Here is a 14855-nt window from a genome sequence, read left to right on the forward strand (position 1 = left end):
GGGATTTGGCTGGACTTATGGCCCCGATCGGTCCGGATGTCATGAGGCCAGTATAGAGTTTGCGTCGACACCGGATCGGTGTTCGGCTATGCGCTGTAGGCGCCGCCTGAAGAAGGGATCACGACCATGAAACGCTCCACCATCAACGACATCATCCGCGACGCCGACGCCTTCATCCGCTCGTTCGGCTACATCATGCCGCCCTTCGCCTACTGGAGCCCGGAAGAGATGAAGGCGCGCAAGGCTGACTCCGCGGCCATTTTCACCTCGCGGCTCGGTTGGGACATCACCGACTACGGCCAGGAGAAGTTCGACGAACTCGGCCTGTTCCTGTTCACCGTGCGCAACGGCGTTTACGCGGACATGAAAAAGGGAATGGGCATGCTCTATGCCGAGAAGATCATGATCTCGCGCAAGGACCAGCTGTCGCCAATGCATCGCCACAACATCAAGGCCGAGGACATCATCAACCGCGGCGGTGGCAAGCTGGTGCTGGAACTGTTCATGCACGATCGCGACGGCGGTATCGATCCCAAGGCCGAAGTGTCGGTGCCTGTCGACGGAACCATCCACAGATTGCCGGCCGGCGGGCTGCTGAAGCTCGATCCGGGCCAGAGCGTCACGCTGATGCCGGGCGTCTGGCACGCCTTCTGGGCCGAGGGCAAGGATGTGCTGATCGGCGAAGTCTCGACCGTCAACGATGACCTCACCGACAACGTCTTCCGCGAGCCGATCGGCCGTTTTTCGAACATCGACGAGGACGTCGCACCAGTTCACCTTCTGGTGTCCGATTACGAGAAGTGGGTGGGGTAGGAGCAAGAGCGCCGAGAGGGCATCGGATATCGCAAGTCGGCGCCGCCCCTCATTGCTCTGCCGGGCATTTCTGCCCGTATGGTGACGGGGAGAAAGACGCTGTCGCAGATGGCTTCGCCAACTACCAGCGTTGCGGAATAGGCGCCAACGTCGCGATAAATCCCCCTTCTCCCCGTCACTATACGGGGAGAAGGTGCCGGCAGGCGGATGAGGGGCAGCGCCGACGTTTCCACGTTTGGCGCCAGGCACTTGGAGCCATCATCGCCGGTTCGGCGGTTGCTACCGCGCGTGCTTGTCGGCCTTGCGGGTGCCGAGCAAAAGCTTGCGCTCGAGATGCGCCCTGAGATCTCCGTAATAGGCGGTCAGGAACGCGCGCGCGTCGTGAGCTTGCGGCGCTGCACCTATCTTGCGCCCGATCGTATCGGCGACGGCCCTTAGTGCGAAATAGTCGTCGCGGCGCAGCACCTCTTCCAGCTTGTGCAGTTCGGCGATGCCATAGGCGTCGAGCTGGGCTTGGCTGAAGTGAAACGCGTTGGCGACCGGATCCTGCCGCAGCGACAGATCCTCGACCAACGCCAGCTTCGGCGCCTCGACCACCCAAGTGCCGGCCAGCAGGTCGCCGATGCGCAGGCGGTCGCGGTTGAAGAGCGGGAAGAGCGCGAACAGCAGCGCCCACACCAGCCCGAAGATCGTCGTCAGCGTGTCGGCGACGCCGGCGCCGCCGCGCCCGGCGAGGATGGACAGCGGCAGGAAGATTTCGATCTCGCGCATCAGATTGCGCGCGATCACCTGATCGATCGTGAGACCCGCGCCGCTGCGCGAGGCGACCCGTATGCCGACGATCCGCTTGCCGGGTGTCGCTGCGCGCCGGCCGGCCTCGAAGGCGATGAAATAGGCATTGCGCAGCAGGAAGATCAGGATGATCCAGACTATGAAGAGCGGCTGCAGCTCGTGGGCGCCAAGGCCTCTCAACCCGAACAGCGCGACGATAGTGATCACCACCGTCGCGGTGGAGATGATCACGACATCGAGCAGGAAGGCGGAAGCCCGCGTGCCGGCGTCGGCAAGCCTGACCCTGAGATCGACACCCTCCGGCGTGATCAGCGGTCGTGCCGCGACAAAGGCAGCGCGTCTAGCCATGTCGCACCAGCCGGAACAGGTAGAAATAGGCGCTCCATAGCGCCAGCATGCCGCCGCCTATGGCATAGCGCGCGCCATCGCTGGTGATCGTCTGCCGGCCGATGCCTTCGAGCAGGCCGGCAAACAAAAGCATAACCACAACACCGACCATGGCCGTCGCGGCCACCCGCCCGGCCTGGGCGGCGGCCGCCATGCGGGGCAGTTCGCCGGGAAAGGCGATGCGCGTGCCGATCCGCATGCCGGCGGCGCCGGCCAGCGCGATCGCGAACATCTCGGTGGTGCCGTGGATGGAGAGCCAGCCGCCGAGTTCGAAGCCCAGCCCCTTGGCCGCGTAGATCTGGAATATCGCGCCGAGCATGCAGCCGTTCATCAGGATGATGAGCACGCTGGGCACGGCAAAGGCGAAGCCCAGCGCGAAGGCCAGGATCGCCACCTGCGTATTGTGCGTGAAAAGATAGGCGGCGAAGCTCGACAGGAATTCGCTGCTGGCGCCGTCATAGAGCACGCTGCGCAGCATCTCGGCCGACGAATCCGGATTGCGCCCGCCGGCCAGGCCAGGCGCGATGATGGCGTCGTACCAGCCCTTGTCGGACGCCACCAGCCAGTAGCCGGCGCCGGCGCCTACCGCGGTCAGCCCGACGGACACCAGCGTCTCGCGCCACAGGTCGCGAATGGCGTGCGGCCAGTCATGCAGGAAGAAATCGCCGATGCGCTGCCGCAGGCCGCGGCGCGCGCCGTAGAGGTAGAAATAGCCGCGCAGGCAGAGCGATTCGAGATAGGAGACCAGGGCATTGTCGAGTGATGTCGCCCGCGCCACCGAGAGCGAAGACAGTGCCGACCGGTAGAGCAGGGGCAGCGACAGCAATTCCTCCTCCGACAGCGCGCGCGGCGCCCGTTTCTCGACACGCGCCAGCAGCGCCTCGAACGCCTTCCAATCCGCCTCGCGCTCCTGGCGGAAGCTGGCCAGCGACTGGCGTACGGCATTGGTGCCGGCTTGCATCGTCACAGCAAATCCTCCTGCTTGAGCTGCAGGTAGCGCTCGACCAGCGCCGGGCCAAGCCGCTGATGGCTGGCCTCGATGACATGCGCGCCAAGCAGCCTGAGCCGGCCGATCACCACTTGCCGCTCCCTGAGCAGGTTGCCGGCGGTGACGGCGCGCGCGACGTCTTCGGGGGCGGCGGGCGGCATGTCGGCCAGCGTTTCCAGCTCGACATCCTTCATCATCATAAACAGCACCAGATGCCGTTCGGTCAGCCGGCCGACGGTGCGCAGCATCAGTTCGGCGCTGATCGGGTCGACGAAATCGGTGAAGACGATGACCAGCGAGCGGCGGTCGAGCTTGGCCGACAGCGTGGTCAGCGCGAGCGTAAAATTGGTCTCCTCGCTGGAATAGTCGATCTCGGCCGCGCGCTTCTGGATCATCGCGAAGCTGGCGGAACCGCGCACCGCGCCGCTGGTGACGCGTGGCCGCGCATCGAACGAGAACAGGCTGACCATGTCGCCGCCCTTCAGCGCGATGAAGGCCGACAAAAGTGCGGCCGTCACGGCACGGTCGACCTTCGGCACGCCGTCGACCGGCTCGCACATCAGGCGCCCGCTGTCGATGGCGAGCACGATGTTGTTGTTCTCCTCGACCCGGAATTCGCGCGCCAAAAGCTTGCCATGGCGGGCGCTGCGCTTCCAGTCGATCATCCGCCGGCCCATGCCGGGCTGGTAGTCCTTCAGCGACTCGAACTCGCGGCCCTGACCGGCGCGGCGCTGGGCATGGCCGTCGGCCAGTGCCGAGCGCTGCAGAAGGGTGATCGCCTCGTCGCGGGCACTGCTGACATCGGGCAGCACCGCCACCTTCTTGTCCATCGGCAGCACGACCTGGTTCCAGACCAGCCCGAACGGTCCGCGCCAGCGCAGCCACAGGCGATCGAAGCTGGCAATGCCGCGCCGCAATGCCTCGAACTGCAGGTCGAGCGTTCCGCCGTCCCTGGTCGGAGCCAGCGCGCCGCCACTGCCTGCGACAGGCGTTAGCCGCGTATCGTGCCCGACCCGCGCCTGCAGTGCCCGCGGCCGGCCGGCAAAGCGGGCGGCGATCTGCAGGTTGAAGCGACCGCCGACGCCGATCTGCGGCGGCGCGTCGAGGCTGGCGCTGAGCGATGCCCGTCCGCGTCCGGCGGCCGCATCCACCGCCAGGAAGGCAAGCAACAGACAGATCCACAGCAAGCCGAGATACCAGAGCGACGGCAATGCCAGCGCCACCAGGAAGGCAGGGATGGCCCCCGCCGCCGCTGCCCAGATCGCTCTGCCGCTGGGATAGATCAACGCGGCGCTTCCGTCTGGTCGACAAGGTCGGACACGATCTGCTCGACCAGCCGCCCGTCGATCTGTGCCGCGGGCGACAGGATGACACGGTGGCGGAGCGCCGGCACGGCGAGCGCTTTGACGTCGTCGGGGATCACATAGGCACGTCCGTCCAACGCCGCCCGCGCCCGCGCTGCCCGGGCGAGCATAGCGCCGGCACGCGGGCTGGCGCCGACCTCCAGTTCCGGGCTTTGGCGTGTGGCGCGCACCAGCGAGGCAATGTAGCCGACGACATCGTCGACGAGCGTGACATCGCCGACGGTGGCAAGCGCCTTCTCCAGCGTCTTGCGGTCGGTCTGCGCCTCGATGCCGTATTGCTTGATGTCATGCGAGGCGGAGCCGCCGCCATGATGGACGATGATGGCGCGTTCCTCCTGCGCGTCGGGGTAGCTCACCCGGTGCTTGAACAGGAAGCGGTCGAGCTGGGCTTCCGGCAGCGGATAGACGCCCTGATGCTCGATCGGGTTTTGCGTCGCAACCACCATGAAGTTCTGGCCGAGCGAATGCGTGGTGCCGTCAAAGGTCACGGCGTGTTCCTGCATGGCTTCCAGCAGCGCTGCCTGCGTCTTCGGCGGCGTGCGGTTGATCTCGTCGGCGAGCAGCAGGTCGCAGAAGATCGGGCCGCGCGTCAGCGTGAATTGCCCGGTCTGGAAATTGTAGATGTTCGATCCGACGATATCGCCGGGCATCAGGTCGGGCGTGAACTGGATGCGCCCATAGGCGACGCCGAGCGCCTGCGCGAAGCAGCGCGCCGTCATCGTCTTGGCGGTGCCTGGCGGTCCCTCAAGCAGGATATGCCCGCCGGCGAACAAGGCCGTCAGCATCAGGTCGACCGTGTCATGCTGGCCGGTGATCGCCTTCGCCACCTCTTCCCTGATCGCATTCGCCAGGGTCTTCACATCATCGACGTTCACTGAGCCTCCTTGCCGTCCAGTCATGCAGCCGTTCTGCTGCCTCATGCATTTGCGCTAGGGTCCTGGCATCGTTTGCGGCCTGCAGGCGCACAGTAAAGCCGCCGGCCTCGTCCTTGTCGCGGGAATCCAGCCAGTGGTCGAGCGCTTCGCCCTGCAGGCCGTGCGGCGCGCCGAGCAGTGCCGCGGCGCGCGCCCGCGCCAGGGCGCCATAGCGGTCGCCCAGCTCCTCCAGCCGTCCGGCGCGCCTGAGCAGCATCGCCGTGGTGTCGACCAGCGCCCGCTTGCCGAAGGCGATAGCGCGCTCCTCGGCACGCGGCGGCCCGAAACGGCCAAGGCCGTGCAGGAAGGCCAGCGCCGAAGCGGCGAGGATGGTCAGCGTCAGTGCCAGGAACGGCGGCTCGACTAGGAGCTTGGCGAGATCGTATTTGCGCCCCGCGCCGTGCAGGGTGAGGTCGAACATGACCGTCCCTTCGTCGGGTGTCAGGAAGGCGATCAGGTCGCGCGCCGCTGCAGCCTTGTCCGGGTCCTTGAGCGCGGCGTTGTTGATCAGGTCGGGGTCGGTCAGGATGTAGAAAGGCTTGTCGGCGAGTTCGGTGAGAACGGCCTTGCCGTTGCCCGCCGCGATCAGCGGATGCTCCTCGGCCACCCACTGCATATCCTCGGGCGCGGCTACCAGCCTGCTTTCGATGTCGAGCTTCTCGACCGTGCTTTGGCCGACGCCGAGCTTTGCCTTGGTGATCCGGCCGAGCCATTCATTTACGACCGTGTCGGGCAGCCGCCCGACTTTGGTCTCCCAGCCTTCGTGCTCCAGCAGCGGGAACGTCTGCCATTTCGGCAGCACGAAGAGCGTGCTGAGGTCTTTGCGCAGATCGAGTATCCGGGTGAGCGCCTCCGGGTCGCTCTCGGGCGAGATGGTGACGATCAGCAATTTGTCGCTGGCAAGGTCGTCCTCGTTGCGCGCCATCGACGGTGGCTCGCCGGTCAATTTCAGCCATTCCACCAGGCCGGCATAGCCGGAGCCGCCCTTGGACAATGGCGTTGGCCCGCCATTGCCAGGCGTACGGAAATCGGGGGCATAGGTGGAGAGCAGGAAGAAACCGGCCGCCGCAAGCAGGCTGGCGAAAATACCCCAGAACAGCGTTCTGCGGCTGAACGGTTCCTGTGCCGCCTCGGCTGCCGAAGCGCTCATGCCCAGGCGTCCCGGAAGGCGAATCGCTCATAAGCGCCGCGCGCCTGTTGCCAGCCTTCGGCGCCGACCGGCCGGCGGGCGAACAGCGCGGCCTCGACGATGCGCGCTATCTCGCTGAAGGCACCGCGGGCCCGCGCCGGCAGGGAAGGCGCATTGGCGATGTCGCGCGAGGTCAGAGACGGCCGCAGGAAGTCGGGCAGGCGGCCGGCAATGTCGGCGACGCTGCGGCGAAGCAGAAGATGGACGGCTTCGTCATAGTCGCCTCGCGCGGCAAGCGCGTCCGCTTCCGACAGCAGGATCTGGGCTTCGCCTGCGTCGGGGCGCCATGCCTCTTCCGCCTCGGTCTCCTTGCGCGCGCGCCGCCACGGCAGGCGCCAGGCGACGCCTCTCACTTCAAGCACGATCAACAGCAGGATGATGGCCGCGCCCGATATCACCGCGGCCCAGAACAGATAGATCATATAGGGACCGAGCCGCTCCAGCATCTCCAGCAACGGCTTCAGCCATTCGGGCGGTTCAGGCTGAACAAGGGCCGGCAGGCCGAACTGAATCGAATCATCCGCAAGCAACTGCTTGTGCATCTTGGCCAGCCATTCGGCGTCCGCTGTGCCCAGCCCTGCATTTGCCACCCGCTCGCCCCCTGCAACCTGCGGTTCCGCGCCGACAGTGGCAATGCAGAATAAGAATTGCAAGTGGGCTGGACGGCGACCTTCAATCTTGGCAAATTTACTATCGAGTCCGCCAGTCTACACGCGGCGGTGAGCACGGGGGGTGCATCATGACTTCGACGACACTGGAACGGCCCGAAAAATTTCAGGTCGGCAGGGTGTTCAACAACACCTTTGCCGTTGTTGGCCGCAACATCGGACTTTACGTGGGTTTGGCTTTGCTGTTTTCAGGCCTGCCGACGATCCTTATCCAGCTGTGGACCGAATCGCGCATGCAAGCGATCCTGCAGGCCGATCCAGGCGCCGCGGCCGATCCCACCTTCGCGCTCCGCAATTCCTGGGTCACGTTTGTCGCCATTTTCATAAGCTCCATTTTAGCGCTGCTGCTTCAGTCAGCACTTGTGCAGGCCACGATCGAGGATTTGAACGGCAAGCGTCCGACCTTTGGCGACTGCCTGCAGATCGCCATTCGCTTTCTGCTGCCGACGCTGGCGATAGGTTTCCTCGTTGCTCTGGGGTCGGGCCTGGCCATGATCGCCTTGATCGTGCCCGGCATCATCCTGTGGCTCGGCTGGTCGGTTTCGGTGCCGGTTCTGATCCAGGAACGGCTCGGCGTGTTCGGCTCCATGTCGCGCAGCCGCGCCCTGACCAAGGGCAGCCGCTGGTCGCTGTTCGGCCTGTTCCTGGTCCTGATCATCATTGCCATGGTCATCCAGGCGGCGGTTGGCGTGGTTGTCTACCTGTTTCACGGCACTATCGCTACGATCGTGGCCGGGCTGGTGCAGAGCGTGATGTCGATGCTGCTGTCGGTCGCCGCCGCGGTCAGCTATGTCGAGCTGCGCCAGGTCAAGGAAGGCACCAGCGTCGACGAACTGGCGGAGATCTTCTCCTGACGGGGAGGGTTCTCACCACATCATGAACTCCTGCACATTGGCCTTCAGCCCGAACATGGCTGAAGGCCGCGCCTGTTCGTGGCCACCAGCGCCGCGATTGGCCGCTCGAGGCGCGCGATCCTGCACTCGCTTCCGTGATGAAGGCGTATAATACGCAGCGCAATGACTGATTGCCGCCGGCAAAGGCGGGAGGACGCGAGACCATGATCCCCAATCTCAACATCGTTCCCTTCGTCAGCGTCGATCACATGATGAAGCTGGTGCTGAAGATCGGCGTCGAGCGTTTTCTTACCGAGCTTGCTGGCTACATCGAGGACGACTTCCGCCGCTGGGAGGCCTTCGACAAGACGCCGCGCGTCGCCTCGCACAGCGCCGAGGGCGTCATCGAACTGATGCCGACCAGCGATGGCGAGGTCTATGGCTTCAAATATGTCAACGGCCATCCCAAGAACATGCGCGAGGGCCGCCAGACGGTGACCGCTTTCGGCATGCTGGCCGACGTCCACAATGGCTATCCGGTGCTGCTGTCGGAAATGACCATACTGACGGCGCTGCGCACGGCGGCGATGTCGGCGCTGGCGGCAAAGCACTTGGCGCCGCCCAATGCTGATTGCATGGCACTGATCGGCAACGGCGCCCAGGCCGAATTCCAGGCGCTGGCCTTCAAGGCCGTGCTCGGAGTGCGCAAGCTGCGCTTCTTCGACATTGATCGCGCGGCGACGGAAAAATGCATCCGCAATCTCGCCGGCCTCGGCTTCGATATGGTGGCCTGCGGAACCGCGCAAGAGGCAGTCGAGGGCGCTCCGATCATCACCACCGTCACCGCCGACAAGCAGTACGCCACCATTCTCACCGACAACATGGTCGGCTCCGGTGTCCACATCAACGCGGTCGGTGGCGATTGTCCCGGCAAGACCGAGCTGCACCGCGACATCCTGCTGCGCTCAGACATTTTCGTCGAATACCCGCCGCAGACCCGCATCGAGGGCGAGATACAGCAGCTTCCTGCCGACCATCCGGTGACCGAGCTGTGGCAGGTCATTGCCGGCGTGGCCAAAGGGCGGCACGAGCCCGGCCAGATCACCCTGTTCGATTCCGTCGGCTTCGCCATCGAGGATTTTTCGGCGCTGCGCTATGTCCGCGATCAACTCGCATCGACTGGCCTCTACCAGGAGCTCGATATGCTGGCCGACCCCGACGAGCCGCGCGACCTGTTCGGCATGCTGCTGAGAGCGGCGGCACCGGTGAAGGTGGCTTAGGCCATCTTCAATGACAGCAGCTATGCGCTGACTGCACGCTTGTTCGGCAGAGGCAGGACGAGGTGATCGGCACGTCTGTTCGGGCCAGCGCGGCGGCGAGCCTTGCCTGCAGCAGCGACAGCTCGTCAGTGTCGCCGCGCCGCTTCAGGCATTCGACCAGCCCATGCAGCGCCCAGACATTGTCCGGATGCTGGGCACAGCGCTGCACGGTGCCGCTCAGGCCGAGATCGTCGCGGTAGACCTGCTCGGCCTCTTCAGCGTGCCCCTGGTCCAAAAGCAGCGCGGCCAGCGCATGGCGCGGCGGGTGCATCCACGCCCAGGGTTCGGTGTAGGAGAGATTGTCGTCGAGCTCGACCGCTCGCCGCAAATGGACATAGGCCTCCTCGTGCCGGCCCTGGTGATAGGCGAACTCGCCGTCGAGCAGGGCAGCGCCGACGGCGAGCGAGGCGAGGGTCGGGTTACTGAGGAAACGCCGCTCCGGCGGTATGTGGCTCAGGTGAAGGTGGAAGCGCTCGCGCTCCTCTTCGGCTGCCTTGAAATCCCGAAGAGTCGCATGCGCGACGCCCTTGGCGTAGTGCTGCATGGCCGTGGTCAGCACATAGAGCTCCGGCTCTCCAACCATCGGCTCGTCGATGATCTCCTGCCAGCGGCCGAAGCGCACTTGTACATGCGATTTCATGGCGTGGTAGCCTTCCACGGTCTGCGTCAGCTTCGGCCGGTCCGGGATGCTCACGACCTCGCGCGTCACCAGGTTGCGCACCTTGTCGGCCGCCCACAGGGCCGGTTTGTGCTGACCGAGGAACATGCAAGAAAACATCATCAGGTGCAGGTCGTGGCAGCAGCCGAGCAGGTAATAGGAAGTCTCCTGCGCATAGGCCAGATAGAGGTCGTTGGCGCGCACCGCCTTTTCGCTGGCGAGTTTTGCCTTCTCGTATTCACCGCATAGAACATAGATATGCCCCGGCATATGGTTCATGTGGCCAGCATCGGGACACATCGTGCCGAGCCGGTCGGCTGAGCGCATGCCGCGTTCAGGTATGGTCGACATTTCCAGCAGATGGATGTGCAGATGGACGATCGCCGGATGCTGCGCGACACCGCGTTCGTCTGAGAGTTTGATCGACCGCTCGCAGACCTCGAGCGCCTCCAGCACGTCCGAGTTCGGCGCCGGCTTGCCGGTCTTGAGGTCCCACAGACGCCGCACAGTGCGCATCATCAGCGCCTCGACGGTGAGCGCCATCACATCGTGGTCGTTGGGAAAGTCGCGGTAGACCGTCCGCATCTTGGCGGCATAGGCGTCGTCCCAATGCTCGAATTCCGCTGGCGGCACGCGGTGCGGTTTCTGGAAACGGCAGGCCAGCGCCTCGATCAGCCGCCTTTCGACCGTGCTCGCCTGATCGGTATTGGCGCGCGCAAGCTGGATGTGATCAAAGCAGAGTTTCGTCGCCCTGTTCGCCTCGGCCTCGCCATGCTCCTTCCAGGTCAGATTGTAGAAAGGTCCGGCGGCATAGGCGATGCCCCAATGCACGAAGGCGCAGTCAGGGTCCGTTTCCAGCGCCTTCTCGAAACATCTTATCCCTTCCTCGTGATTGAAGCCGTAGCACCAGTTCAGCCCGATATCGAACCAGCGCTGCGTCTCCGCCGAATGGGTGGAGATGGGACGCCGGTAGGAGCCGAGGTCGAAATGATCCATGCCTGATTGCTTCTCGCGCCGATGGTCAGTCAGGCGCAATCTGTGCCAAAATTCTCGCGCATGGCAAATGGCATTCGGCGGGCGCTTGCTTCCGCTCAGCTGTCAAACCGTCCAGGGCGAAACGGTTCAAGCAACGAATTTGGCGTCCCGCTGACGATTTCTCCGGCCAGCAATTCTCCCGCGACGAGGCCAAGCGTCGCGCCGCTATGGCTGAAGACGACGTGATAGCCCGGAATGCCGGTCAATTGGCCGATCACCGGCTCGCCATCGGAGGGGATTGGTTTTGGCCCGGTGTGATAGCTTGCCAGCGCGAGCGTCGGGTTTCCCTCCAGCACCTTGGAGGCTTCATCGAGCAATCCTGCAATGGTCGACAGCTTCGCCTCGTACGTGCCGTCGTCGCCCACGATTACTTCATCTTCGGACCAGGCCGAGTCGAGCGCGAAGGCGCCGTTGGGCGTCGGCCGGATGGCGACGAGCGGCGTGTTCAGCACGGCCCGGAGCGGGTGCTGCAGCGGCTTGGTGAGGACAAGCAGCGCGCGTGTCGTGCCGTCACCTATGCGTTTGCCGACCTTCGCCGCCATGCCCGGCACCGCCGAGCCTGTCGCGACCACGACAGCATCGGCATCGACCACTTGGCCGGAGGCCGTCCTCACGCCGCTGACACGGCCGTTGGCAAGCGAGACGTCGGCGGAACCCCCATCGGTGATGACATGGCCGCCGCGTTCGCGAAACTCCTTCAGCAGCAGGCCGATGAGCGAGGGCAGGTCGACCCATCCTTCGCCGGCATTGAAGATCGCACCCTGACGCGAAACCGCCTTTGCATCGACACCCGGGGTGACAGCGGCGATATCGCCAGGCGCGAGCAGGCGCGTTTCATAGCCGATCGCCTGTTCATGACGGGAGATTTCCGGGATCTGGTTGGAAGCATTGTCGGCATCCCAGGTGAGGCCGCCATCGAAGCGCAGCCAGGCACCGCAATCGTTGCCGGCGGCCAGTTTCCGGTAGCGATCGAGGCCCTGCATGCGGAGCTTGTGATAAGCGGCCGAACGCTTTCGCGCCGAATTGAGCCAGGCGAGCGAGCGCGACGACGCGCCATTGGCGAGCGGGCCGTCATTGACGATCGTCGTCTCCACGCCGAGGCGGGCGAGATGGACGGCCGTGGAGACGCCGAAGATGCCGCCGCCGATGACGGCGACCTTGAGGGCAGGATTGTGGGTCATGAATGCAGCTTTCGATGGTCGGACGAGTGGTTTTTCGGGGTCATGCCCTGCGCCTGGCCCGGCCAGCTTGGCGCGGCGGCATCGTTCATAGGACCTCAGCGAGGAATTGCCTGAGCCGCGGGCTCTTCGGCCTGTCGAATAGCTCCGCCGGTGGTCCGACCTCGACGATACGGCCTTCGTCCATGAAGGCGACCTGGTCCGCCACCTTGCGGGCAAAGCCCATCTCATGGGTGACGACGATCATCGTCATGCCGCGGCGGCCGAGATCGGCCATCAGGTTGAGAACGCCCTTGACGAGTTCGGGGTCGAGCGCGCTCGTCACCTCGTCGAAGAGGATGACTTCGGGATCCATCGCCAGCGCGCGGGCGATCGCCACGCGCTGCTGCTGACCGCCTGACAGGCGGCTCGGCCGGTAGTCCTTTCGCGCCGCGAGGCCCACTTCGGCAAGGCGCGCTTCCGCCTGGCGCCTGGCTTGGTCTGTCGCCATGCCCTTGATCTTGGTGAGGGCGAGCATGACGTTCTCGAGTGCCGTATGGTTCGGGAACAGATTGAAATGCTGAAAAACCATGCCGACGCGCCGGCGCAGCGTCTCCGGTCTCGTCGCCAGGATGCTCTCGCCGTCGAGCAGCACGTCGCCGGCCTTCGGCTCGACCAGCCGGTTGAGGCAGCGCAGCAGCGTCGATTTTCCGGAGCCCGAAGGTCCAATGACGCAGGTGACCGCCCCCGGCTCGACCTTGAGCCGGATCTGCTTGAGCACCTGAAGCTCGCCATAGGCCATGTCGAGATCGAGAACCTCCAGGCTGCCGGCCTTGACGGCCGACGGCGCGGCTGTGGGCAATGCTGAGGTTTTGCCGGCTGTGTTCTCCAGTTCGCCGACCTCGACAAGGCCGCTGACAACGCCGCCGGGCTTCTGCTTGCCGAGCCGCAGGCGATTGTCGATGGTGTTGACCACATGGGTCAGCGGCACGGTGATGATGAGATAAAACATGCCGGCCAGAAGTAGTGGCGACAGGTTTCCGGTGACCACCGCCTGGTCCTGGCCGATGCGGAAAATCTCTCGTTCGGACGCCAGCAGGCCGAGAAAGTAGACGAGGCTGGAATCCTTGACGTTGCCGATGAACTGGTTGACCAAAGCAGGGAGCACGCGGCGCACACCCTGTGGGATCACGATCAGTCGCATGCCCTGGCCGTAGCTCATGCTGAGCGCGCGGCACGCTTCCATCTGGCCGGTTTCGACGCTCTGGATGCCCGAGCGGAAGATTTCGCCAATATAGGCGCCGGCAATCAGGCTGAGCGCCAGGATGCCGAGCGGGTAGGGGGAGGGGCCAAAGATGTCCCGGCCGATGCGTGCGAACCCCTGGCCGATCAGCAGGATGGTGAGAATGGCCGGCAGGCCGCGAAAGATGTCGGTGTATATGCGTGCCGGGATGCGCAGCCAGGCGGAGCGCGAAATGCCCATCACCGCAAGGATCATGCCCAAGAGGATGCCGAGCACGGTGGAAGCCGCCGCGAGGATCAGGGTGTTTTTCAGCCCGACGGCAAGCAGCGCCGGCAGGACCGATGCCATCGCGTCCCAGTCGAAAAAGCTGCGCTGAAGGTTCTCGAGCCAGTTCATCTGCCAACCTGCCTTGCGCGGCGGCAAAGCCACCGCGTGATCGCTCATGCCTGTTTGAGGCCGCCGGCATTCGCGCCGGCGGCCTCACGCGGCTCAGTTCTTCTTGGGGAGATATTGCTCCGGCATCGGCGATCCGGGGAACCATTTCTGGTAGAGATCCCTCCAGGTGCCGTCCTGCATCGCTTCGTGAATGCCCTTGTTGAGCGCTTCACGGAAGGCGTCGTTGCCCTTGCGAACGACAAAGCCGGCCGGTGCATCGAAGGAGGGGATATTGATCGCGACCTTCAACGCCGGATAGCGCTCGCCATACTGTTTCGCCGCCTCATAGTCGAGGAAGTGCGCATCGACCGTGCCATTGTTGAGTGCGGCGATGGCGGAGTTGTTGTCAGGGAATTTCACCAGGTCAGTGTCCTTGAAATTCTTCGCGGCATAGATCTCCTGCAGCGTTCCCTGAACGACGCCGAGGCGCTTGCCGGCCAGGCCTTCGGCGCCGGTGATCTTGGCGTCAGACGTCAGTACCGAAAGGTATCCGGCCAGGTAGCCGTCGGAGAAATCGACGTTCTTCTTCCGCTCGGCAGTCGTGCCGATGGCGGCGACCGCGACATCGAAACGTTCATTGGCGACCGAGGGCATGAGCGCGGAGAATTCCTGGCCGGTGAAGGTCACCTGATCCGCCTTGAATCCCATCCGCCCCACCACGTTCAGGAAGAATTCGAGGTCGAAGCCGGTGAATTTGCCGTCGGCGGTCGTGAAGGCATAGGGCTTTGCATCGCCCATTGTGCCGACACTGATGGTCTTGGCATCGATCAGATTATACGGGTTGTCCGCGGCCCAGGCCTTGGGCAGGGACAGGGCGGCCAGCGTGACGGCGAAGATCATGGAGCCGATGCGCTGCCGCGGGCTCGATGTGAAAAGACCTCTGATGCTCATGGTTGTTCTCCACTCTGAAGATCGGTCCGCGGGGGCGCTGCTTTCACGGCGGACACGCGCCAATTTTCAATACGGCTTGCGATGCGACGCCTCCAGGCGCTCTTTTTCTTGTGAGACCGGTCTCAAATGTAAATGAGACCGGTCTCTTGACATTTGTAGTCACGGGAAT

13 protein-coding genes are annotated in these 14855 nt (G+C 64.4%); 3 read left to right on the forward strand and 10 right to left on the reverse strand.

Features of this window, described 5'->3' with window-relative positions:
- The first annotated feature begins 126 nt into the window (after positions 1–126).
- A complete protein-coding gene (locus ACFX5Q_RS10780; protein WP_192182701.1) occupies positions 127–813 on the forward strand; it encodes a D-lyxose/D-mannose family sugar isomerase in 687 nt (228 codons plus the stop codon).
- Between the two features lie 279 nt (positions 814–1092).
- On the opposite strand, the gene ACFX5Q_RS10785 is transcribed toward ACFX5Q_RS10780, so the two are convergent.
- The 6 genes from ACFX5Q_RS10785 to ACFX5Q_RS10810 are packed head-to-tail and all read right to left on the reverse strand — an operon-like array spanning position 1093 to position 7037.
- The gene (locus tag ACFX5Q_RS10785; RefSeq protein WP_404277544.1) at positions 1093–1953 is read right to left on the reverse strand and encodes an RDD family protein; all 861 of its coding nucleotides are present in this window, start codon (positions 1951–1953) and stop codon (positions 1093–1095) included.
- Positions 1946–2953: a stage II sporulation protein M gene (locus tag ACFX5Q_RS10790; protein WP_404277942.1), complete on the reverse strand. Its 1008-nt coding sequence runs from the start codon at positions 2951–2953 to the stop codon at positions 1946–1948. Before ACFX5Q_RS10790 ends, ACFX5Q_RS10785 begins: the two co-directional genes overlap by 8 nt.
- Before the next feature lie 2 nt (positions 2954–2955).
- Positions 2956–4266, reverse strand: coding sequence for a DUF58 domain-containing protein (locus ACFX5Q_RS10795; protein ID WP_404277546.1), 1311 nt, complete (start codon positions 4264–4266; stop codon positions 2956–2958).
- Positions 4263–5219, reverse strand: coding sequence for an AAA family ATPase (locus ACFX5Q_RS10800; protein ID WP_404277548.1), 957 nt, complete (start codon positions 5217–5219; stop codon positions 4263–4265). Before ACFX5Q_RS10800 ends, ACFX5Q_RS10795 begins: the two co-directional genes overlap by 4 nt.
- On the reverse strand, positions 5206–6408 hold the full coding sequence (locus tag ACFX5Q_RS10805) for a DUF4350 domain-containing protein (protein ID WP_404277550.1): 1203 nt from the start codon (positions 6406–6408) through the stop codon (positions 5206–5208). Before ACFX5Q_RS10805 ends, ACFX5Q_RS10800 begins: the two co-directional genes overlap by 14 nt.
- A complete protein-coding gene (locus tag ACFX5Q_RS10810) occupies positions 6405–7037 on the reverse strand; it encodes a DUF4129 domain-containing protein (protein ID WP_404277552.1) in 633 nt (210 codons plus the stop codon). The genes ACFX5Q_RS10805 and ACFX5Q_RS10810 overlap by 4 nt, the downstream gene beginning before the upstream one ends.
- 149 nt (positions 7038–7186) lie before the next feature.
- On the opposite strand from ACFX5Q_RS10810, the gene ACFX5Q_RS10815 reads away from it, so the two are divergent.
- Positions 7187–7969, forward strand: a complete 783-nt coding sequence (locus ACFX5Q_RS10815; protein WP_404277554.1) for a hypothetical protein — start codon at positions 7187–7189, stop codon at positions 7967–7969.
- A gap of 203 nt (positions 7970–8172) precedes the next feature.
- Positions 8173–9228 (forward strand): ornithine cyclodeaminase, encoded by a 1056-nt coding sequence (locus ACFX5Q_RS10820; RefSeq protein WP_404277556.1) that lies wholly within the window; start codon positions 8173–8175, stop codon positions 9226–9228.
- 7 nt (positions 9229–9235) lie between these two features.
- On the opposite strand, the gene ACFX5Q_RS10825 is transcribed toward ACFX5Q_RS10820, so the two are convergent.
- The 4 genes from ACFX5Q_RS10825 to ACFX5Q_RS10840 form a co-directional block, all read right to left on the reverse strand.
- Positions 9236–10921: a tetratricopeptide repeat protein gene (locus ACFX5Q_RS10825; RefSeq protein WP_404277558.1), complete on the reverse strand. Its 1686-nt coding sequence runs from the start codon at positions 10919–10921 to the stop codon at positions 9236–9238.
- 95 nt (positions 10922–11016) lie between these two features.
- Positions 11017–12141, reverse strand: coding sequence for an NAD(P)/FAD-dependent oxidoreductase (locus ACFX5Q_RS10830; RefSeq protein ID WP_404277560.1), 1125 nt, complete (start codon positions 12139–12141; stop codon positions 11017–11019).
- An 85-nt stretch (positions 12142–12226) separates the two neighbouring features.
- The gene (locus tag ACFX5Q_RS10835; protein WP_404277944.1) at positions 12227–13756 is read right to left on the reverse strand and encodes an amino acid ABC transporter permease/ATP-binding protein; all 1530 of its coding nucleotides are present in this window, start codon (positions 13754–13756) and stop codon (positions 12227–12229) included.
- Between the two features lie 93 nt (positions 13757–13849).
- The gene (locus tag ACFX5Q_RS10840; protein WP_404277946.1) at positions 13850–14635 is read right to left on the reverse strand and encodes an ABC transporter substrate-binding protein; all 786 of its coding nucleotides are present in this window, start codon (positions 14633–14635) and stop codon (positions 13850–13852) included.
- Positions 14636–14855: the final 220 nt, after the last annotated feature.

The sequence above is a fragment of the Mesorhizobium sp. IMUNJ 23033 genome (assembly GCF_044778005.1).
GTDB classification, from domain to species: Bacteria; Pseudomonadota; Alphaproteobacteria; order Rhizobiales; family Rhizobiaceae; genus Mesorhizobium; species Mesorhizobium amorphae_A.

Excerpts from the sequence above, each read along its gene's own strand:
- ACFX5Q_RS10805 (WP_404277550.1), bottom strand. The coding sequence starts at position 6,408 with ATGAGCGCTTCGGCAGCCGAGGCGGCACAGGAACCGTTCAGCCGCAGA.
- ACFX5Q_RS10780 (WP_192182701.1), top strand. The coding sequence starts at position 127 with ATGAAACGCTCCACCATCAACGACATCATCCGCGACGCCGACGCCTTC.
- ACFX5Q_RS10815 (WP_404277554.1), top strand. The coding sequence starts at position 7,187 with ATGACTTCGACGACACTGGAACGGCCCGAAAAATTTCAGGTCGGCAGG.
- ACFX5Q_RS10830 (WP_404277560.1), bottom strand. The coding sequence starts at position 12,141 with ATGACCCACAATCCTGCCCTCAAGGTCGCCGTCATCGGCGGCGGCATC.
- ACFX5Q_RS10825 (WP_404277558.1), bottom strand. The coding sequence starts at position 10,921 with ATGGATCATTTCGACCTCGGCTCCTACCGGCGTCCCATCTCCACCCAT.
- ACFX5Q_RS10790 (WP_404277942.1), bottom strand. The coding sequence starts at position 2,953 with ATGCAAGCCGGCACCAATGCCGTACGCCAGTCGCTGGCCAGCTTCCGC.
- ACFX5Q_RS10820 (WP_404277556.1), top strand. The coding sequence starts at position 8,173 with ATGATCCCCAATCTCAACATCGTTCCCTTCGTCAGCGTCGATCACATG.
- ACFX5Q_RS10840 (WP_404277946.1), bottom strand. The coding sequence starts at position 14,635 with ATGATCTTCGCCGTCACGCTGGCCGCCCTGTCCCTGCCCAAGGCCTGG.
- ACFX5Q_RS10785 (WP_404277544.1), bottom strand. The coding sequence starts at position 1,953 with ATGGCTAGACGCGCTGCCTTTGTCGCGGCACGACCGCTGATCACGCCG.
- ACFX5Q_RS10835 (WP_404277944.1), bottom strand. The coding sequence starts at position 13,756 with ATGAACTGGCTCGAGAACCTTCAGCGCAGCTTTTTCGACTGGGACGCG.